Annotated in this window: 16 protein-coding genes and 7 pseudogenes; 16 read left to right on the top strand and 7 right to left on the bottom strand. The window is 59.8% G+C overall.

Annotated features, from left to right (window positions below):
- Positions 1 to 108: 108 nt before the first annotated feature.
- Together AB3X86_RS35230 and AB3X86_RS35225 are read left to right on the top strand one after the other, a co-directional pair.
- Positions 109 to 1,206: a CaiB/BaiF CoA transferase family protein gene (locus AB3X86_RS35230; protein WP_368599523.1), complete on the top strand. Its 1,098-nt coding sequence runs from the start codon at positions 109 to 111 to the stop codon at positions 1,204 to 1,206.
- A gap of 1,413 nt (positions 1,207 to 2,619) precedes the next feature.
- Positions 2,620 to 3,330 (top strand): TetR/AcrR family transcriptional regulator, encoded by a 711-nt coding sequence (locus tag AB3X86_RS35225; protein ID WP_368599522.1) that lies wholly within the window; start codon positions 2,620 to 2,622, stop codon positions 3,328 to 3,330.
- 253 nt (positions 3,331 to 3,583) lie between these two features.
- Here AB3X86_RS35225 and AB3X86_RS35220 read toward each other — a convergent pair whose 3' ends face one another.
- Entirely contained in the window at positions 3,584 to 3,778 is a 195-nt protein-coding gene (locus tag AB3X86_RS35220; protein ID WP_368599521.1) for a hypothetical protein, read from the bottom strand.
- Positions 3,779 to 3,801: 23 nt separating this feature from the next.
- Here AB3X86_RS35220 and tnpB point away from each other — a divergent pair, with 23 nt between their 5' ends.
- Both tnpB and AB3X86_RS35210 read left to right on the top strand, forming a co-directional pair.
- Entirely contained in the window at positions 3,802 to 4,152 is a 351-nt protein-coding gene (tnpB, locus tag AB3X86_RS35215; protein WP_368599520.1) for an IS66 family insertion sequence element accessory protein TnpB, read from the top strand.
- Positions 4,153 to 4,185: 33 nt separating this feature from the next.
- Positions 4,186 to 4,726 (top strand): annotated as a pseudogene (locus AB3X86_RS35210) (IS66 family transposase zinc-finger binding domain-containing protein); the annotation flags it as partial.
- Between the two features lie 36 nt (positions 4,727 to 4,762).
- On the opposite strand, the pseudogene AB3X86_RS35205 reads toward AB3X86_RS35210, so the two are convergent.
- A pseudogene (locus AB3X86_RS35205) lies at positions 4,763 to 4,939 on the bottom strand (glutamate-cysteine ligase family protein); the annotation flags it as partial.
- A gap of 20 nt (positions 4,940 to 4,959) precedes the next feature.
- Positions 4,960 to 5,133: pseudogene (locus tag AB3X86_RS35200) on the bottom strand (transposase); the annotation flags it as partial.
- Between the two features lie 43 nt (positions 5,134 to 5,176).
- On the opposite strand from AB3X86_RS35200, the pseudogene AB3X86_RS35195 reads away from it, so the two are divergent.
- From AB3X86_RS35195 to AB3X86_RS35185, 3 genes and pseudogenes are all read left to right on the top strand, one after another.
- Positions 5,177 to 5,701: pseudogene (locus AB3X86_RS35195) on the top strand (transposase); the annotation flags it as partial.
- 56 nt (positions 5,702 to 5,757) lie between these two features.
- Entirely contained in the window at positions 5,758 to 5,985 is a 228-nt protein-coding gene (locus AB3X86_RS35190; RefSeq protein WP_368599519.1) for a hypothetical protein, read from the top strand.
- A 75-nt stretch (positions 5,986 to 6,060) separates the two neighbouring features.
- Complete coding sequence (locus tag AB3X86_RS35185; RefSeq protein ID WP_368599518.1) at positions 6,061 to 7,038, top strand: hypothetical protein; 978 nt, start codon at positions 6,061 to 6,063, stop codon at positions 7,036 to 7,038.
- A 137-nt stretch (positions 7,039 to 7,175) separates the two neighbouring features.
- Here AB3X86_RS35185 and AB3X86_RS35180 read toward each other — a convergent pair whose 3' ends face one another.
- A complete protein-coding gene (locus AB3X86_RS35180; protein ID WP_368599517.1) occupies positions 7,176 to 7,802 on the bottom strand; it encodes a hypothetical protein in 627 nt (208 codons plus the stop codon).
- A gap of 102 nt (positions 7,803 to 7,904) precedes the next feature.
- Here AB3X86_RS35180 and AB3X86_RS35175 point away from each other — a divergent pair, with 102 nt between their 5' ends.
- Positions 7,905 to 8,207, top strand: coding sequence for a VF_A0006 family four-cysteine protein (locus AB3X86_RS35175; protein WP_303246658.1), 303 nt, complete (start codon positions 7,905 to 7,907; stop codon positions 8,205 to 8,207).
- A 351-nt stretch (positions 8,208 to 8,558) separates the two neighbouring features.
- Here AB3X86_RS35175 and AB3X86_RS35170 read toward each other — a convergent pair whose 3' ends face one another.
- Both AB3X86_RS35170 and AB3X86_RS35165 read right to left on the bottom strand, forming a co-directional pair.
- Positions 8,559 to 9,422: a class I SAM-dependent methyltransferase gene (locus AB3X86_RS35170; protein ID WP_368599526.1), complete on the bottom strand. Its 864-nt coding sequence runs from the start codon at positions 9,420 to 9,422 to the stop codon at positions 8,559 to 8,561.
- A gap of 153 nt (positions 9,423 to 9,575) precedes the next feature.
- Positions 9,576 to 9,950, bottom strand: a pseudogene (locus AB3X86_RS35165) (short-chain dehydrogenase/reductase); the annotation flags it as partial.
- Between AB3X86_RS35165 and AB3X86_RS35160 the strand changes: the two are divergent.
- The 6 genes and pseudogenes from AB3X86_RS35160 to AB3X86_RS35135 all read left to right on the top strand — a co-directional run.
- Positions 9,944 to 10,324, top strand: a pseudogene (locus AB3X86_RS35160) (recombinase family protein); the annotation flags it as partial. The pseudogenes AB3X86_RS35165 and AB3X86_RS35160 overlap by 7 nt on opposite strands.
- A pseudogene (locus AB3X86_RS35155) lies at positions 10,321 to 10,881 on the top strand (transposase); the annotation flags it as partial. The pseudogenes AB3X86_RS35160 and AB3X86_RS35155, both read left to right, overlap by 4 nt.
- An 864-nt stretch (positions 10,882 to 11,745) precedes the next feature.
- Positions 11,746 to 12,246: a hypothetical protein gene (locus AB3X86_RS35150; protein ID WP_368599516.1), complete on the top strand. Its 501-nt coding sequence runs from the start codon at positions 11,746 to 11,748 to the stop codon at positions 12,244 to 12,246.
- 78 nt (positions 12,247 to 12,324) lie between these two features.
- On the top strand, positions 12,325 to 12,891 hold the full coding sequence (locus AB3X86_RS35145; protein ID WP_368599515.1) for a hypothetical protein: 567 nt from the start codon (positions 12,325 to 12,327) through the stop codon (positions 12,889 to 12,891).
- A gap of 239 nt (positions 12,892 to 13,130) precedes the next feature.
- Complete coding sequence (locus AB3X86_RS35140) at positions 13,131 to 13,502, top strand: response regulator transcription factor (protein WP_368599514.1); 372 nt, start codon at positions 13,131 to 13,133, stop codon at positions 13,500 to 13,502.
- 133 nt (positions 13,503 to 13,635) lie between these two features.
- Positions 13,636 to 14,655, top strand: a complete 1,020-nt coding sequence (locus AB3X86_RS35135) for an AraC family transcriptional regulator (protein WP_368599513.1) — start codon at positions 13,636 to 13,638, stop codon at positions 14,653 to 14,655.
- On the opposite strand, the gene AB3X86_RS35130 is transcribed toward AB3X86_RS35135, so the two are convergent.
- Positions 14,649 to 15,356: a response regulator transcription factor gene (locus tag AB3X86_RS35130; protein ID WP_368599525.1), complete on the bottom strand. Its 708-nt coding sequence runs from the start codon at positions 15,354 to 15,356 to the stop codon at positions 14,649 to 14,651. The two genes, AB3X86_RS35135 and AB3X86_RS35130, sit on opposite strands and share 7 nt — an antisense overlap.
- A gap of 527 nt (positions 15,357 to 15,883) precedes the next feature.
- On the opposite strand from AB3X86_RS35130, the gene AB3X86_RS35125 reads away from it, so the two are divergent.
- Both AB3X86_RS35125 and AB3X86_RS35120 read left to right on the top strand, forming a co-directional pair.
- The gene (locus AB3X86_RS35125) at positions 15,884 to 16,828 is read left to right on the top strand and encodes a LysR family transcriptional regulator (protein WP_368599512.1); all 945 of its coding nucleotides are present in this window, start codon (positions 15,884 to 15,886) and stop codon (positions 16,826 to 16,828) included.
- A gap of 823 nt (positions 16,829 to 17,651) precedes the next feature.
- Positions 17,652 to 20,159: a nitric-oxide reductase large subunit gene (locus AB3X86_RS35120; protein WP_368599511.1), complete on the top strand. Its 2,508-nt coding sequence runs from the start codon at positions 17,652 to 17,654 to the stop codon at positions 20,157 to 20,159.
- Positions 20,160 to 20,293: the final 134 nt, after the last annotated feature.

The raw sequence follows: 20,293 nt of genomic DNA, 5'->3' as shown, positions 1-20,293 counted from the left end.
GCTCCAATACGCCGATCATCGAGTGGCCCGATTGCGCCGATCATGCACTGGCTCGATTGCGGCGATCATCCGGTGGCTCGATTACGCCGATCCCGGAATGGCTCGAATATGCCGGTCAGTGACAGCATTGGCCCCGGGCCGTTTTGCGGAATGCTGTTCTCCGATATGGGCGCTGACGTCATCCGTATCGACCGCAAGGGTGCCAATGCAGGTCGTATGTCCCGTCTAGAGATCGACCGGCGCGGCCGTAGATCGGTGTCACTTGACCTGAAACGCCCGGAATCTGTGGCCGCCTGCCTCGCACTCTGCGAAGCGGCGGACGTGGTATTCGAAGGTTACCGGCCAGGCGTTATGGAGCGGCTGGGCCTGGGTCCCGATGAAATGCTGAAGCGCAATCCGCGCATCGTCTACGGACGTATGACGGGCTGGGGCCAATACGGCCCGTATGCTCATCGTGCAGGTCACGACATCAACTACATCGCGATCACCGGCGCGTTGGACGCGATCGGCACGAAGGACAGGCCCGTCCCGCCGCTCAGTCTGGTAGGAGACTACGCCGGTGGCGCAATGATGCTCGCCGTTGGTCTGCTGTCCGCGGTGCTTCATGCACGATCCACCGGGCAGGGCCAGGTAGTGGACGCGGCAATCAGCGACGGTTCGAGCTACCTGATGGCTGCTTTCTACGGGCTGCGTGCGCAGGGTCGGTGGCAAGAGCAGCGCGCCGCGAACCTAATCGACGGCGGTGCACCGTTCTACGACACTTACCGCTGCGCTGACGGTCGGTTTATCGCAATCGGCGCGATTGAACCGCAGTTCTATTCCCTGCTGCTCGAGAAGATTGGCCTGGCCGGCAAACTGCCGAACGAGCAGATGGATCGCGCGGCGTGGCCTGCGATAAAGGCCACATTCGCTGAGATCTTCGCAACCAAAACCCGAGATCAATGGGTCGAAATCATGGGCGACGCCGACACCTGCTTCGCCCCGGTCCTGACGGCAGATGAGGCAACGCAGGACCCGCACAACGTCGCGCGGTCGACTTTTGTCGAGATCGACGGCGTCCGCCAACCCGCGCCGGCGCCGCGCTTCTCGCGTACTCCGGCAGCGATCCAGGCCTCGGGCACGTCCGCCGCCGTCCGCAGTCTTTTGCAGGATTGGGGGCTGCCCCAACAGTATGTGGATCAACTGGCGGACACCGCAAAAGTCTGACGACTTATGAATCGCGTTAGGGCTGCGCTGAACAAGGCGCCAAATTATTGATCTTTCCGTAAATCATGAGTCACCGCAACGTCGCCTGAGCCCGGTGCGCAATGATGATCGAAAGACGACGCTGTGCTCGTGAGCTTGTTGCGAGCGGTATGCAATTCGTTGAGGTTGTACGGCACAAAAATTCGCAATTGCGTGACGCTTAAGCCGAAAGGTATCCGATAGGATTTGTAGTCCTAAACATATTAGGTTGGCTAGCTACATCAGGCATAGCGAAGTTGAAGGAGAAGTCGATGGGTAGGGTGGATAGGCCTTTGCGTTTGCTGGTCGAAAAATGGCTTGGGCCGACGCGGGCTATGTCGGTTCGGATAACACGGTTTGGTCGCATGCCCTCGAATCGGCGACGCTATGTATGCGTCGAGGCATTGCGGCCAGCAGGCGCATTGGCGATTTATTTTTTCCTCCACGAGGACGGTACGTGGCGCGTGTTTCCGCCTGATGTCGAACGTCCGGCGATGAGCGTTTCATGGCGTGCTGGGTGATTGCGGTAGCTGTGCGTGCTGGGATGCAGGCTAGTCTCTGGTGATGTCATGAATTATGGAAGTCTCAATAGTGACTGTCAGCGATTTGAACGTCTCCAAGTCATGAAGCCGAGCTCGAGCCGTCGCGTCTCGGCCCTTTCGGGCCTTGGGCGGGCACCTGCCCGCTTTTCGCCCACTATGGGCGTACCAATGCCATCAATTGCTTGCGCGACAGATAGACGTTGGCCAGCGCGAGCGCGACGAACGCCCGGTTATCCACTGATGCTCAACGCTAGCTGGGGCACCGGCGGATGTGGCATGCAGGCACTGGAAGGCGAGCAGGCCTAGCTTGCACTTGTTGCGGCCCGAGAAGAGCAAGGCGAGCTCGGCAATGACGAAGGTTTATTTGGAAAAACTGGTTCGCTATACCCGTCACGGCGGAGTGCATGTATTCGGTCACGCTCATGGCACGCCAGTTCAAATTTACGAACGCGACTGTACGGTACAGCGGCGCAACAGAAGGCTCTCGAGCTTGCGCCGACGCCATAACTTGATTGTTCGGTTCGCGCATCGAGCGGCCACGCATTTCGGCGTGCCCATTCACGTCGCGCTGTTACACAACAGCGTGTTCGCACGGTCGCGCTGCTTCGCAAAGGCCAGCAGTAGGGTGAGTCGTCGACGAAGGGGGTGGTCGCCCCACACGAATGGAAGATCGTTCGACGGAAACCGGTGCACACCTTTGCCGTATATCGTTCGCGCGTGTGCGGTCGAACCGATCGCCCGTGCGGCAGATCGCGCCTCCGCACATCGCCCCGCTATTTCAATCTGCTTTGTTGGGTGACGCCGGCGCACTCGCGCCAGCCGGTTGCTTGCGAGCGACGCGTCGCAGCGTACAATGTACAAATTCGCGCGATTTCCCTCTTTTTCTATAGACATCCCCGGGATTATGGCTACCACCACCGCCCAGAAGGCTCGCCCCTCTTCAGAATCCAAACGACCATACGGAACCATCACCCCGGACACGCTGGTCACGGCAGCGTTGAAGATCATTGCGAAAAAAGGCACGGCGGGCCTTTCCATGCGGGCGCTTGCCGAGGAACTTGGCGTCTCGTCGATGGCTGCATATCACCACGTGCCGAACAAGACGGCGCTTATGCACATGGTGCTGAACAGCGTCCTCAAAAAGCGCGACATGTCGTGGGTGGACTCAGCGGAAACGCCAGATGAAGCCGCCGAGAGAAGTTTTCTCAGTTATTTCAGGCACATGCGGCAGTACCCGGGGCTGACGCTATTCAGTCCGCAGCACGCCACGGCGAGCGAGGCCGTACGGCAGCGGACTGAAAGCGTCGAGCGACTCCTGCAAAGCAACGTACCCGCTGATCGCGTAGAGACTGCGTACTGGGTCATGCGCATATACATGTATGGTCTACTTCAAATGTGCGCACTGCCCGAGGGAAAAAGCATTTCGGACGAAGCCGTGTTAGCCGGTTATCGGCTCATCATCGACGGCGCCAAATGCGAGTCTGCGAAAACTCCACCCGACAGCGGGCGCATGGCACCTAAGCAAAACGGCAAGCGCACCACGCGGCAATCCAACCCTAAGTAGCGCGCGACCAGTGTTGCTAAGAGGTAGCTGTACGCCAGAACCTCTCGTTATTTTCTTGCGGCCATCGACCGTTGGTCGGCAGCCACCTCGTCACCGGCACGAAATGGTCCACATTGACACGCTGCCTCACGCGGCAAAGGTGGGGCTTTTCAATCAGCGCTCCCATCCCGATGTGAGTTACGCGCAAGAATGCGCGGGACCTAGCATGCAACAGCGGCTGAGCGGTACGCCGTCGCCGTCAGCGATGGTTACCTCAGCATTCGTTCCAGTCGTCGAGATCGGTGATCAAGAGATGGTCGTTGCGCGCGAGCCTATAGGCGCGTGCATCAGACAGAGCCAAGAGCGTCGTCGCAATCGACGCCTCATCACGATTGACGGTGCACATGCCCAACGGTGTCACGCTCAAGCTCGAATGCAGCGCCCATGACGCACCGCTGATATCGGCCATGATCGAGACGCTGGGACGGTGCGATGTTTCTGCTGGACGCTGAACTCAAGGTCTATGTGCATCGCGATGCCGTTGATTTCCGCAAGAGCATCAACGGGCTTGCGGCCATTGTCGAGCAATCGATGAAGCTTGATCCATTCGAGCGTGGAGTATACGTGTTCAGTAATCAGCGTCGCGATCGCATCAAGATGCTGCTATGGGATCTAAATGGCTTCTGGCTGCTTATGAAGCGGCTCGAGCAGGACCGCTTCGTATGGCCGCGCAAGGAGCCTGTGCTTAAGCTCCGAACGGAACAACTGCACTGGCTGCTCGAGGGTATCGACATTGAAGCGATGCGCGCACATCCGACGCGATATTATCGGCGCGTGACTTGAAACGCGAGCCAGCATCGCTGGTCTAACCCAGCGATGCCGCCACCATCCTCATCCTCCTCCGACGAACTAAAGACACTGCGCGCAGAGCTCGCTGCCATGAAGAGCGAGTTGCGTGTGGTGACGGTCGAGCGTGACTTGCTGCGCGAGAAGCTCAAGGCATATCAGCGGCAACTGTTTGCGGCCAAGAGCGAAGTGCGTGGCGCCGAGCAACGCGATCTATTCCTGAATGAAGCCGAAGCACTTGCAACCGGATGCGAACCTGCGCACGAGAGCGACGCACAGCAGCGCATTGAAGTTGGCGCACACGAGCGCAAGAAGCGCGGGCGCAAGCCGCTAGACCCGATGCTGCCGCGCGAGGTCGTGCGGCACGAGTTGCCCGAATCGGCACGTGTTTGTGCGCACGACGGGCATGCGCTCGTCGAGATCGGTGCCGAGATCAGTGAGCAACTCGATATCGTGCCGCAGCAGGTGCGCGTCATTCAGCACCAGCGAATCAAGTACGCGTGCCCTTGCTGTGACTTGGGTATCAAGGCGCGCGCGCCTGGTGACGCCGGCGCCAACGCGCATCATTCCCATCTCCTCTGCCTCGATCATGTAGCGACGTGCGTGCGAACACCGTGAACTGCTTCGCGAGATATCCGTACAGTTCGGAAAGATACTGAAAACGTGGCGTATCGACGATCTGCCGCTCGCTCCATTGCTGGAAGGGATGCGTGCCGCCGCCGCACAGACCGACGTTCAGATGGTCGGCCGCGGATACCAGCGTGTCACGAATCTTGCGCAGATCGGCATCAATACCGCATTTGGTTTGATGCCGGCGTACAGCGACGCGGCTTGTGCCGTGCTGCGTGTCGGGCTGTAGCTGAACAACCGAACCGGGGGACCGGTGCCGCTCATCTGCGCCCACATGTAGCTCTTGCGCTGCGCAGCGCGTCCCGGCTCCTTCAGCACCTGCACTGTCGTTTCATCGCCGTAGACGATGTCGGCGTCAAGCAGGTGATCACGCATCAGGTTGATCAGCAATCTGCCCAAAGCACAGCGTGGCCGTGATCATCCCGTGAGCGAATTCATTCGGCTGATCGGGCAGCTCTTTGCGGTCGAATCTCGCTGCGAGAACATGACGCCGGCGGATCGGCTGCCGCTGAGGCAACGCGAGAGTCGCCCGGTGCTGGAACAAATTGAAGAACGGCTCTTGCGCGAGTTGCACGCCGTGTTGCCGCAAAGCGCCTTCGGCAAAGCATTGCACTACCTGCAGAGCCAGTGGTCCAAGCTCATCCGCTACGTCGAGAACGGCGCCTGGCCGATCTCGAACAACGTCTGCGAGAACGCCATCAGGCCGGTTACCGTCGGGCGTCGCAATTGGCTGTTCTATGACACGGTTGCCGGTGCGAACGCCGCAGCTAACCTGTATTCGCTCATCGAAACCTGCAAGGCCAACCAGGTTGAGCCGTACAAGTATCTCGTCGCGCTGTTCAGGGCCCTACCGCTTGCTGAAACAGCGGACGATTACGAGGCCTTGTTACCCTGGCGACTTACCGCCTCGGACTGACGCCATATCCGTTCGCTTCCCGCAAGCCACGTCGTCTATTGCGCGCTTATGCGCGCGTGCAGGCCCACGCAGGAATCGAATCGGCGCGTTTCTGGCTCAACGAAACGATCCTGACACTGCCTGCCGGGAAGTCCCAGCGATATCAGGAGATGGCGGTGCGCGGGCAGTATTTCGCGCGCCTCGCCGAGCGTCTGAACCTCACGCCGGCGGAAATGGATCAGTACCTGATCAGCAATGCGGTCAAGGAAGTGCAGCAGTTCGATCTCTTCTCGATGGCCGCGTGAGCGGTCTCATCTCATTCACCCTTGCGGGGCACGCCCCCGCAAGGGGCTGCTCCGCGCATCCATCTGGAGTAGCTTATGTACCTTGAAGCAGCTGAACCCGGCATGCCGGTTCGCCAGCGCAACGCTCATGTGGACGAAGACCTCCTCGTCCGGGTCGGTATCCCGCACAGCGGTGGCCGACTCGCATACCACGCGTTTAACGAAGGCTATGCAGGGATGGTTTCCGCTTCGGCTTTCTGGAATCCGAAAACTGGTCGCTTCCGCATCCCTGAAGCGACGGACCTGACAGAGATGGATTTCGCTCTGGACAGCGCGGGATTTACCGCAATGCGGCTCTTTCAATCGAAAGGCCGGCAGCGCGGCATCGCTGGCGTATATCCCTGGACGATGGAGCAATATGTAGAACTCGCCGCGTTTTCCGGGGCGACGTGGGTCTCTCAGCCCGATTTATGCTGTGAGCCGGAGATTGCCGCGGATCGGGCTGCGATCGACTATCGCATCAACGCGACGGCGACGCTTCTGGAGGGAATGCTGCGTCTTGTATATGCGTGGCAGGATGAACTGTCGAAGACGATGAGCGCCCGCGAAGTCCAGAATGCAGTCCGCATTCCGGTACCGGTCGCGCAGGGGTGGTCCCTTGATGACTACAGACGCAGCATCGATCTCATGATGCAGGTGTGGGAGCGATGGATGCCCTGGATCGCGCCCCCCGTTCTGATCGGCCTTGGCTCCGTCTGTCGGCGGCACCTGACCGATCCCCGGCATGGGCTATTTGCGATACTGGAAGGGCTGGAGGGACATCTTCCAGATGGGGCACACGTCCACTGCTTCGGCGTCAAGGGGCAGGCCTTATCGAGGGTCAAGATGTATCCCTGGGTGGCCAGCGTCGATTCGATGGCGGCGGATTTTGCTGCACGTGTGAAAGCGCGGCAGGCGGGGATCTCCAACACGATTGCGCACCGCGCTGCAGAAATGAATCGCTGGATGGCCGCCGCCTCACGGCGCGCTGCACCTGCAACTGGCGACCAGTTCCGGCTTGGCTTCAACGTCTGAAGGCAGCATCCATTTTCTCGATACCAGCCCGCGCGTTCTCATGAACCGCGGGCTTTCTTTCTTTTTGGGCTTCGGCATTATTGCGCCGTGCTTGATGCATGCTTTCTCGATAGATAGCTGGCTGCAACACTTCCTTGCTATCGCAGAGCCGCAGCTATTTCCTTCGGGACAGGAACAGGTTTCGCGTGTGCGGTATGGACGCGTGCCCGCCCGGCGATGACGGAGTCCGTGCGGATTGCAACGCGTTCGGAGAACCTGCCTCGGCCCGTCGTGACATGGGTGGCGTCGTACGGATTGCCGCGCGCGATGTAGTCGTGGATGTCGACCTCAATGGCGAAGAGGGCCAACGTCTCGCCGTCCTCAACGACGAGCCTGATTGCGTTTAGCGCCACGCCGCGTAGATAGACATCCAGGATGCGGTTCAGCACGTGGTCTCGAACGATCGAAGAATTCAGCGGACTTTGATGGTCCGGGTTGACGTGGCGCAGTTGAATGATCCCAAATCGTTCGGGCGCTTCCGTGAATGCGATCCGGAATTGAAGGGCACATGGCCGTGCAGATTCGTCGGGATAGGTCAGGTCTAGAAATGCTGTCCGGTAGGGCATGCCACGCTCCGCTCGAAGGTTGCGCCGGTCGGGACGATCCGGCACAACCCAGCCTACGGAGCAGCGCGCAAAGTCAAGGCGCTGCAGAAGCACATAGCCATTCGCCGAACTGCTCAAAGATGCGACAGGCAGCAGCCGCGTCGAGGCGGAGCCGGACATGTCCGGCTGGCTTCGGCCAGTCTGAGACGTTCGACATTGGGGCCTGAATCGTCGACAATCGGTGGCTGCACCCTGTGTTACCTCCGGACCTCGGCTACAAGCATGCTCAAACTCGCTTATCTCTTTCTCTCGATCACGCTCGCTACCCCGCTCTCGGCCTTGGCATACGGTGGTGATAATTCAGACTACGATCAATGCATTCTGCATTCGTTGGCAAATAGTCAGAGCAGCTTTGCGGCTCGCGAGATTAGCAACTCGTGCGACGCGCTTTACCGAAATGGCGCAATGCTTCTGCCGCGCGAAAGGGCGTATCACTTGTGTGTTCTGCAAAATGTGCAAACCGTGAGAGGAGCGTTCGCGGTCAACGAGATACTGCATGCATGCCGACGTCAAAATCAGATGTAGCACCGACGTCGTTGACGATTGCAGCGCTGAGATTCGCAAGATTCAGTTTCGATTGTTTCGTTGACCTCGCCCCGTCGTGACGTAGCGTGACCGTGGCATGGACGGCTGCTTTCGGAAGGTCCCAAAGTCCGCAACAGGTCGTCATGAACCGGTCGCCGTCGGGCTCTGTGCGGCCACAAGCTGCCGGTCACATGCGCCGCCGGCAGGCCGCTCAGGCGTCGGCTCTGCTTCGCAACCGGCCATCTGAGTGTCACAAGGCGAGCGCTCGTTCGTCGGCCGGAAGGGACTCAATCTGAGCGGCCAATGACGCCCAGCGCTACCGAGCAGCGGCGTCTACCCTGTTAATCCCTGTCAGCTTGCCGGATTGCGTGCCATGACGATCCACGCCGCGCCGTCGATCATCACCGACCGCTCGCCGGGCAGGCCCGCGAAGGCGGCACGAACCGCGGCCGAGGCGCGGGCACGGATGTCGTCGGGCTGATCAGCGAGCGCGCGCGACAGCGGGCCGACCTCGAGCGTCATCTTCACCGCGTCGTCGATCGCAGCGTCCCGCGTTCCGCCCTCGCCGAACGGGACGGAAGCATCGAAGGGCGCGATAGCGATATCGGTGAAGCCGGCCGCCGTCAGGATGCGTGCCACGCGCCCCCGGTCGCCGAACGAAAACGGGCTGGGCGCTTCGGGATCGGGCAGCGCGCTTGGCGGGGCGATGCCCTTCAGCGCGCCCATCGGCAGGCGCACCCAATCGTTTTCCGCCGCGCCGCGCCAGCAGACGAAAGCGACCCGCCCGCCCGGCCGCAGCGCGCGTCGCATATGGGCGAACGCCGCTATTGGATCGTCGAAGAACATCACGCCGAAACGGGAGAACAGGATGTCGAACGAGCCCTCGGGCATCTCGGCGCTGCTGGCGTCGCCCACCTGATACAGGACCGGCGTATCCTGCGGCGCAAGCGCGCGCGCTCGGTCGATCAGCGGTTCGGATATGTCTACGCCCAGCACTTGGCCCCCCGCGCCGACGCGGGCAGCCAGAGCCAGGCTCGACGCACCCGCGCCGCAGCCGATGTCCAGCACGCGCGCGCCCGCTGCGGGCGCGGCGGCTTCTATCGCGGCCTGGCCGAAGGCCGCCACCATAGCGTCGAGCCGGGCCTGGTTGGCGACCCAGTGCTCCCCGCTTTGACCATTCCAATCGGCGACCTGATAGGCGTTTTGCTCTCCCATGTCATCTCCTTGTTCTGATTCGTTCTTAACTAGCTGCCCTTTGTTCGAGGCAAGGGGCAGCCGAACCGATGCCAAGGTGCGTATCGTCTCGAACAAACCCGCCTCCACCTGCGATAAGCGGATGCGGTATCCCATGTGCATGATCCGGCGCGGTTATCGGGCCAGCCCGAATGACTTCCTCAGACTGGCGTCGAGAGGACCCGCAGGCATGAAGCGACGCAACTTGCTCAGGATCGAAGCCTGTCCGGCTGGCGTGTGGCGCATGCGCCAGCGGCCGAGTGCCGCCTCTATGATCGTGCGGGCCACGCCGTCGGGTTCTGGCCCGTTCTGGACACTCTTCTGAACAGCCCGGAGGGCGAGATCTCGCTCGTCGTCATAGGCCGAAATTCTGGACACCGCGTGAGGTGCATTGAGGTCCAGGTTGGTGCGGGTGAAGGACGGTTCGACGAGCGTCACGCGGATTCCGAATTGGCGAGCCTCGTGATCCAGAGTCTCGGACATGCCTTCGACCGCGTGCTTGAATGCGGCTACTCAATGTATATACTGAACCTAGTTCAACGAGGGCTCTCATGTTGACGAAAACCAAGGCAAGCAAGGCTTCGGCGCGCTCCGCCGCTCCGGTCGGCTCGCGCCGGCTTATTCCCTACTACCGTTTTTCGTCGAAGGCGCAGGAGGACGGCGACAGCCTGCGCCGTCAGGCGGAGTACGCGAAACAGGCGGCGGCGAAGCACGGCTACGTGCTCGACGAAGCGATCACCGACGCGGGTATCAGCGCATTCCGCGGCAAGAACCACAGGAAGGGCGCGCTGTCCGTGTTCATCGAAGGCATCAAGTTCGGGGACATCAGGCCCGGCGACGCGCTGCACGTCGAGAGCTTCGACCGGTTGACGCGGGAACAGTCGCTGATCGTGGCTACTACAGCGGGCCTCAGATCAAGGAGTGCGCAGACGCGCGAATTGCGGTCATGTTGCCGAAGCCCACGACCTCAGGCGCAAAACATCATGGCAGATTCGACAAGGCAGACTTTATCTACATTACGCGGGATGACGAATATCAGTGCCCAGCTGGAGAGCGTGCCATTTACCGCTTTACGCGAGAGGAGCACGGCATGCAGATACGCCGTTACTGGAGCAGCGCCTGTCCTGGTTGCGCCATAAAAGCGCGATGTACGCCAAGCGATTATCGGCGTATCAGCCGATGGGAGCACGAGTCGGTGCTGGAGGCAGCCCAACGTCGGCTGGACAAGGCGCCTGATGCGATGACAGTGCGCAGGCGGACCGTCGAACACGTCTTTGGAACGTTCAAACACTGGATGGGCTACACGCACTTCCTGACCCGAAGGTTGCCCAATGTAGGTACCGAGATGAGTTTAAACGTACTCGCCTACAACCTCACGCGAGTGTTGAGAATTCTGGGCTTTAAGAAGACGATGAAGGCAATGCGGCTGGTGGGTGCGTGAGCACTCGGCAGGTATTGAAAAGAAGCCCTTAAACTCATCTGGAACGCGTCAGAGAGATTTAGCTTCTCGTCGGCGTCGTGATGGCTGCGAAGGCAGTCGAACGCGCCGCTGGGCTCCGGTTCACGCGCCGCATCGTTATGCCATCGCGTTTCCACACGACCTGGGTCGAATACCGCTTCTTCGACTTCACGATCCGCAGCAGGCGATCGTGTGTTTCGTACGATGGGCAATGCATCTGCATGCCGATGCGAAGCAGCCGATTGAGGTTCAGGATGCTCCCGGTCGTTTCGATTGACGGGAGCACGCCCGCAACGGGTGTCAAACCCGTCGGGGTGAATGAAGAGAGCCCACGTGCTGCGGGCATTCTGTCGATGCGTCAGTGACGCGGTAGGTGAGTCGATCGTATCGCCAACGGCACGGCACTGCGACCGGAATGACGTCGAAATCGATGCGGCTTTCGGAGAAGACTCACGTGTCCATCGCGGCAAGATATCCACCGTTTCGCTGGATAAGTCTGTGGATATCCGGGCGCGCGTGCCAGCTGACAAGGCACGCAAGCCCCTGTTCAATCCGGAGGCACGTGGCCCATCACGTCGCGCTGCCGTCAGCCGGCTAACGGCCCCAACCCGGAAAGCTCGACTAAACCATATAGCTTTCGCCGGAAATTGATCTGCTGGAAAGCTCGCGCAAACGCTTGAGCTTTTGCGCCACCCCGGTTCCTACCCGCGCCCGACAATGAGAAATGCCCGCGCGCGGGCGCCCCGGAACCACGCCTTATGTCCGAGCCGACCGACAACACGCACCAATCCGACCATGCAATTGACAAGGGCAAGCCACCGCGACAACCGTAAATCGGACGGCTACATGAAGCTGAAATCAATTTTCGCGACTGCAGTGCTCTTATCGTCGGCGAGTTGTTTTGCTGCCGATCTGCCCGATCCGAGGCTCACTCCGGGCGCGATCAATCCGGACGTGACGCAGGAAAACATCGGCAACACCATCTGTGTGAGAGGCTGGACAAAAACCGTGCGACCGCCCGCCTTCTATACAAACAGGCTCAAGAAGCTCCAGATCCGGCAATACGGATACACGGATACCAACCCACGCGACTTCGAGGAGGACCACCTCATTCCGCTCAGCGTCGGCGGCAATCCGACCGATCCTCGCAATCTGTGGCCGCAGCCGCGCAAGTCCGAATGGAACGCGGATCGCAAGGACGAGTTGGAATTCGCACTTTACAAGGGCGTGTGCAACGGCGAAGTCAGCCTTCACGATGCACGCCGCGCATTTGCGACGGATTGGATAGTGGCATATCGCCAGTACGGCGCACTGCTTCAGCGGTATCGGTACGGCTACACAGACTGACGGCGGCAGACGCACCGCGACCACACACGGCGCCGGGTGGCAGTTCGGCCCGCCGCAACCCAACGAACAGGAGTCACCGTGCAACAGATATCCCAGATCCTCCAGGACATCCTCAACCTGACACGCTATGCGACATCACCCTTCGTGCTTAACGGTCGACCCGATTCTGTGCGCCAATGGCTTCTCGCGCTGCAGGAGCATTTGAACGCCGTCAGACTCCGGGTCGACAACGCGCTCGCGTCCCTCGATGAATCGAAAGTAGGTGAGCTCGGCGATTGGACTGACGAGGAACGCATCCTGAGCAACGAATGGGTGCTTCGTCACTATCCCAACGAGTCTGAAAACATCAGGACGGCGTTGCGTAAAGCGTGGTGCGACGGACAACGACTACCCTACAAGTCACAGATGGCCTCTCCTGCGACAAACCAGAAATTCACGGATGGCTTTCTGGTTCAGAGCATTGAGGACCTCGGGGCGATTCAGCGTGATGACAGCGGCAGCGTTGCGCTGTTCATAGATAATCGTTTCGAACGATTGTTGTGCAAGTGTCTGTTCCATGAGTCTGTGGATTCCACACGAATTGTTCAACTCGTGGACAATTTCACCACCACCGCGATTGCCGGTCACTCACTATCTACGCACTAATCCGCCCGATTTTCCCGTACCGTAATCAAGTCGACGATGGGAGAATCGAACGGAATGCAGTTCAGCGGGCGAAGTCTCGATGGCATGCACCGGCGCTGCCCATACGAAGTGCCAGGCGAGTCATACTTTGGTGTAAACCGATCACACCAACGAACACTCTTCATTGCTTGGCTCGCAGCCTGGTACCGATGCACGATTGCGTAGCGCTCACTGAGCAAAGCTAGTTGAGGGATCGCTGCATGCGTCCGCCCCAAGTCGTTTCCATCGTCGATGACAATGAGCCTTTCCGCTCGGCGACTGCGCGCCTCGTGCAAGCATTCGGGTGGATCGTGCGGGCATTCGATTCCGCGGAGCAATTCCTGGACTCAGAGGACGTTCACAACACGGCATTCCTCATCTCGGACATCAAGATGCCGGGTATGTCCGGGTTGGCGATGTATAGCCGCCTTCTCGAACTGGGATTCGCGCCTCCCGTCGTTTTCATCACCGCGGGTCCAACTGCCTCTCTGCGCGCCGAAGTTCTCGCGACCGGCCCGTTTGCCTTGCTCGAAAAGCCGATGGACCCCGACGAGCTGGAGCGGTGGCTGAACCATGCTTTACGTCAGCCTTAGCCTTCCTCGCGATCCTGTAGTAAGGATTTCGCTACAACGCCGCAATCCGGTACGCAAACTCGTCGAGGCTAGCGCCTATACTTCTTGTGGCGGCGTGGCAGCCCTTTTCCCACCCAAACCAGAGGATTCGCTCATGAACGGCATTGGAATTGCAGAGGTCGCGCGGTGGTCGACCCGTGACCTGCCTGCCCCCCAACGCCTTGACGTCTGGGCGGATGTGCTGACCTCGGCAATGATCCCCCTGTATGTCCGGACAAGCAATCCACGCGAGTTCGAAGCGAACATGACTGTGGTGGCCTGTGGTCCGCTGACGGTCGTGCGGCAGTCGGGCACTCCGCACACCTGCGGCCGGGGACGCAGCGAACTGGCGCGCAGCGGCAAGCGCCAGTATCACTTGATGATGAGCCTGAATAACACCTATCACGTCTTGCATCGCAACGATCTGTGCCTCGCGCCCGGCGACCTCGTACTCGTCGATTCGGACCTCAATTGCGGCATTGATCTCGTGCGCTGGTACGAATTTCTCAACATCGGCGTTCCCGTTGAGTGGCTCAAACGTTGGATTCCCGACGTTGGCTCTCTTGTTGGTCGGCGCATTCCGGGTAATTCCAACTGGGGCGCCGCCCTTGCCGCCTACCTGGTCCAGCTGTTGCCTGATGCGGTTGCGAACGCGCCTATCCCGCACAGCGTGCTCGCCGATCAGGTGGGCGCCCTGCTCGCGCTCATCGCCCATGAGATGAGCGGTCAAGAGCCCCACAGCAAGCCTGCCGAGCGATCGTTGCGGGATCGCGTGAGCGACTGCCTCGCCCAGCGCTGCCACGAGCATGGTCTGACCGCCGAAGCTGTCGCCGACTCGCTCGGCATCTCCGTGCGCACACTACATCGAGCGCTAGCGGGATGCCAGCAGACCTTCGCCGATCAGCTGCTCGACGCGAGGATGAATTGTGCGCTACGGATGCTGGAATCGAAGATATTCGCGCGGATGACGGTGGGTGAAATTGGGCGCCGCGCTGGCTTTGCGGATGCGTCGCACTTTACCCGCGTGGTGCGCAGAAGGATGGGTGCTACACCGCAGCAATTGCGTATGCGCAGCGGCGCCGTTTCGAGCGACACAGCCGCCCGAAATGCCGCTGAAAGCGACGAAGATCAATAGTTATCCTGCGGGTCCCAAGCGACCCAAGCAGGCTTGCCTTTTGGCGTCTCTATGCCAAGCGCTGCACTCATTCTGACGAGATCCGCGACCGAGCGCGCGGCCATTTTTCTCATGACCTGAGCTCGATGAATTTTGACGGTGATTTCGCTGAGCTTCAACTCGCTGGCGATTTCCTTGTTCATCAGTCCATCCACGACGAACAGCATCACCTGCTGCTCCCGAGGCTTCAATGAATCGTAGCAAGCGCGTAGCGCGGCTAGCGCCCGTTGGGACGCGAGCCGTTCGTTATCGCAAGCCAACGCGTCGGTGACCGCGTCCAGCATGTCCTGGTCGCGGAAAGGCTTAGGGAGAAAGTCCACTGCGCCGGCTTTCATCGCCTTCACCGACATGGCGACGTCGCCATACCCGGTCATGAAGATGATTGGCATCCGAATACCGCTCTTCACGAGTTCATCCTGGAATGCGAGCCCAGTCTCACCGTGCAACCTGACGTCCAGAATCAGGCAACTCGGTACGTCCTCCTTATGGCATGCCGAAAATTCGCGGCAGGACGGGAACGCCTGAGCGCGTAGCCCGATTGAATGCAACAGGTCAACGAGCGCAATGCGCATCGCCTCGTCGTCGTCGATCACGTATACCATCGAGACCAGACCGTCGGCAGGGTTCATGTTCGTAACAGCCGAAACCGGCTCAGCATGCATCTCGTTCTCCCGCACCGGCAGCAACTGTGATACGGCCCAACGCAGCCCCAGCGCGGCCTCGGGACAGTTACGCCGTTCGCTTACCGAACTTGATCGCTCATCCCCTGACTTGCGAACCGCCACGCTCGGCATCTCCACTCACAGGCAAACCGATTCCACGTTACCGGCGCAGCCGCGCCCCGTATTGGCGAATGCAACGGTCCCGTATCGTGAGAATATCCCTGGCCCGACGGTCTGGATGGTCTGAGCATGCCATTCATGGTCGAAAATCCGGTCTGCACGCGCCATAGCAAGGTGTCTCGGTTCGCTTGGCGGGAAATCGCTGCAGCAGCGAACCTTCATTCCGCACGGTTATACGAACGTATGATTCACCTGGCCTATCACGTGATCTCCACAACCGATCCCACATTTGTAACCAGAACGCCTCTACGTTACCTTTTATCCGGTACGAATCGACATGGATGGCTCGAACCTTCGAAAGGGTTTTCATCGAGGTTCGGACTGAAGTCCGGAGCGGAGAGACGACTATGGATTTGTTGAAGAGCATGCGGATTTTTGAGCGTGTGGCCGACGGCGCAAGCTATACGTTGGCGGCTCGGGAGCTGAACATGAGTACGGGTTCAGTCTCGCGGCTCATTTTCGACCTCGAGCAGCATCTTGCCACGCGACTCCTGCATCGCACGACGCGGCGGATTGCCTTGACGCCCGCGGGCAAGCGCTATCTGGCGCGTTGCCATTCGATTCTCGAAGCCCTGGACGAAGCAGAAGCTGAAGCCAAATCGATTCACATCAGTCCCACAGGCTGCCTTAGGGTTCACGCCTCCCAATCGCTTGCGCAACACTATTTGGTGCCCGCAGTGAGATCCTATCGGGAACGGCATCCGTCCGTGCAGGTTGGGCTGACGCTATCGGACTCTCCGGTCAACCTTCTCGCCGGTGAATTCGACATGGCCGTCGTGGCGACCGAGGTGCTGCGCGACTCTTCGCTTATCGGTACGCGTCTTGGCAGCTCCTACAGCGTGATGTGCGCGTCTCCAAACTATCTCGACGTGCATCCGATGATCAACAGGCTCGCGGACCTTTCGAACCATAGTCTCGTTTGTCTCGCCCCCTCCTGGTCTGACAACGTCGAATTGACGTCGCAAGGCTCAAACGGCTGCGAAACGGTTTCCGTTCAACCCGGGCTGTGCATCAGTTCGCAATCTTCGCTTGCCAATGCCCTCGAACTCGGGATGGGAGTGGGCTTACTGCCGCTGCATGCAGCCGTTGATGCGTTCCGCAATGGACGCCTCGTGCACATACTGCCTGCCTGCCAGTTTGAACACGTTGACATTTACGCACTCTTTGCGTCGAAGATGTTTCTCGACGCAAAAGTGAGAACGTGGGTTGAACATCTGAAAGGCAGTTTTGCTCAATCCAGCAAGAACGATCAACTGGTTCTCTACAACACGAGTGATTTGCAGGTGGCGTGAGCCTGCCGCAGACAGGCGGTCCGGCACGGCGATAGCGCCTACCGCAGCTTTCGCTTCATTGAGAGACTGCGTCTGGTATGGCCGTCTCGCCCCCTGCCAGAGACCCAGTTGTCGATGATCGCGTCGACGGTCAGTTCGACCATCATGCAGGTGTCGGACCAACGCTTCGTCGGAGTCGTTCGAGGCACGAGCACCACACCGTAGATTGCTGCGATCAGGGTGTCCCCGGCAAGCCGATTGTAACGGCGGCTCCGGCAGCGCGTCGAATAACGCGTCAACGGCATGATAATAAACATTGAGCGCTCGCATAACGACGGGCGACTCGCCGAAGCGCATTTCGTCTTCGTCTGCAACATCGGTTTTTTTCCCGGCCATCGCAAACAGGAAGTCGAACTGCTCGGGACGTGCTCCGCCACCCAATGACAACTCGCCCGCAATGAATTCATAGCCATCCGAATCGTACCGGCGCAACCGGGCCGAAACGTGCAACTCGTTTTTCTAACCCGGAACGACTCCCAACATACACATGTATGATCCCACTACCCTTCTGGGGGACTACGCGAGCCGTTGGTACGATTTTCTTGTTTTCGCAATTGCGACATGATGATATCCGCTCCGGGTGCTGCACGGCTCTCGTGGCGCCGGAGGTCAATTGCTATCACCTGCATTTGGACTGCTTATCACTTGTTGAAATTGAAACCGATCACACTCCAGATCTATCCAATCCGCCACTTGGCAGCCGCAAACGACTGATACTCGGAATCGCAAACGAGTATTTGATCGCCGAAGACTGTGCACGGGCATTTCGCGAAGGAATGGAACCATGAATGCAAAACCGCTCACCGCGGGCAATCGTTGTCCGCAAGATCGCACGAGCCGGGTCCTGATCTGGGTTTTCATCGTGGTCACCGCGCTCTGCTGGGTGGGAATGATCCTGGCAACGCGCGCCACCTATCAGCAGGCAGCGCCACTGCCACAGCAGATGGTCGCGCCCAACCGCGCACCGGTGATGAGCTACGCCGACATCGTCGCGGGCAAGTCGGGATTTCAGCAAGCGGATCTGATGGATTTCGGCAGCCTGTATGGCATGGGGTCCTACTTTGGCGAAGATTTCACCGCCAAGTACCTCGTCGAGCTGGCGAAGGAGGTGCGAAACAATCTGGCGTTATCTCGCTACGGCAAGTCGTTTGACGCCGCGACGGCCGATCAGCAGGCAAGCGTCACGCGTACCATGCAGGCACAACTTCAGGGCATCGACCTGAGTCAGCAGCAGGTTGTGCTTCCGGACAGCGTGGCTCAGGCGATGCAGACGTTGCGGCCACGCATCAGCGCAGCGCTGCTCAGCGACAACCTTGCGCAAGGCTATACAGGGGCACGTTCGCTCGACGCATCCACCGCCACGCAAACCGCGAGCTTCATCCTGTATTCGTCGCTCACGACCGTCGCACGCCGGCCCGGCAAGGACTACTCATGGACCATCAACTGGCCGCCCGAGCCCCTCGTCGGTAACTCGCCCACCGCTGCCACGTTCCAGTGGACGTGGATTTCGTTCACGATGATATTCTTCGCGATCGGCGCGATCCTGATGATCTTTCGCCTCTGGATCGAGCCCAAGGCCGGGACCGAAACCTTCGAACCGGTGCTACGAGGCTTCAGGGAACCCACGCCCAGCCAGCGTGCGCTCTGGAAGTATTTCCTGGTGGTGGCCGGTGTCCTGCTGGTACAGATCCTCGCGGGTTCGATCATGGCGCACTACTACACCGATCGCACCAGCTTTTACGGCATCGAAGTGGACAAGTGGCTGCCGTTTGCCGCCTTGCGCAGCGTGCACCTGCAGGCGCCGATCGTGTGGATCGGCGTGAGCTGGATCGCCGGGGGCCTGTTCCTCGCGCCCTTGATCGGCAAGCGTGAACCTGCCGGGCAGCGTGCGTTGGTGAACCTCATTTTCTGGGTACTGGTAGTTATCGTGGCTGGGGCGCTGATCGGCGACTACCTCGGTGTGATGGGCGTCATCCGTGCACACTGGTTCTGGTTCGGCAATCAGGGACTGTCGTATCTCGAACTGGGCCGCTTCTGGCAAGTTCTCTTCTTTGCTGGTCTCGCCGTCTGGTGTCTGGTATTGCTGCGTGCATTCTGGCCCACCCTCAAGGCCCTGTTCAGGCAAAGCGGCGGAACGCTCTACGGCCTGTTCCGCATCGAGCATCTTCTCTGGGCCGCCACGCTGAGCGTCACGGTGCTCTATGTATTCGGCATGATTCCGTTCGGCTCGCCCAACCCGTCTTTCTCGATCACCGACTTCTGGCGCTGGTGGGTCGTGCACCTCTGGGTCGAGCTTGCCTTCGAGTTGTTCGCAGCAGCGGTGACCGGCTACTTCCTCATGGCGCTGGAACTGGTGTCGCGGCAGATGGTTGAGCGCGCAGTGCTGTTCGAATGGATCCTCATTATGGTCGGCGGGGTGCTCGGCACTGGCCATCATATGTACTGGGCAGGCGAACCGAGCCTCTGGGTGAGTTTCGGCAGCATGTTCTCGTTCCTCGAGGTCTTGCCGCTGTTCCTGCTGGTGCTGGAAGCCATCGAGCAGCAGCGTCACATCCAGCACGAAAAGGATTTCCCGTATCGACTTGCCTATCTCTACATTCTCGGCTCTGCATTCTGGAACTTCGTGGGCGCCGGGGTGTTCGGCGGCGGCACGCTCAATGCGCCGCTGGTCAACTATTACGAGCATGGCACCTTCCTCACGCTGAACCACGCGCATACGTCAATGTTCGGCGCCTTCGGGCTGCTCGCCATTGGTCTGATCTACATGGTCCTGCGCTATTTGAACGGCCATCGCGCGTGGAGCGACCGCTGCGGCGTATGGGCATTCTGGCTCTACAACGCCGGCCTCGTAATGTGGATCGCGTTGAACTTCTACCCGGTTGGCTGGCTCGCAACTGCTAGCGGTTTACACGCACGGCTATGCGTATGCGCGAAGCCTCGAGTTCTACAGCACCACCACCTTCTGGCAGTGGATGCGCATGCCGGGAGACATCGTGTTCGCCGTGGGTGCCCTGTTGATGGCCTGGGACTTTATTGTCAAGATTCTCGCGCAGCGCGCAGCGGCCATTGCCGAGGCACCGTCTGCGACCGTCGCATCCGAGCAGTCGCTGTGAGCAGCCTTGACCTGTTGGGTATCGCCCGGAGCGGATTGCAAAATCCGCTCATCTGCTCGTCGCTCGCCGCCTGTGTTCTATCCCTGGCGGCCTGCACGAGCACTTCGGATGTCGCCGCTACCGACAAGCCGAATGTGTTTACCGTCACCGCCAATACGCGGGGCGCTCGACTGTCGTAGGTCAGCGGATATCGAAAGACCGTCAGCAGCGCTAGTGACTACTGCGCCAAACGCGGCATGCAGGTCGGCACCCGGTTGAATTTCATACGCAGCGGGCACGAACTGGAACAACAAGGAACGGAACTGACCTTCGA

It is taken from the genome of Paraburkholderia sp. BR14374 (assembly GCF_040948685.1).
Classification (GTDB): Bacteria; Pseudomonadota; Gammaproteobacteria; order Burkholderiales; family Burkholderiaceae; genus Paraburkholderia; species Paraburkholderia youngii.
This window is presented reverse-complemented; position numbering and strand designations above follow the sequence as displayed.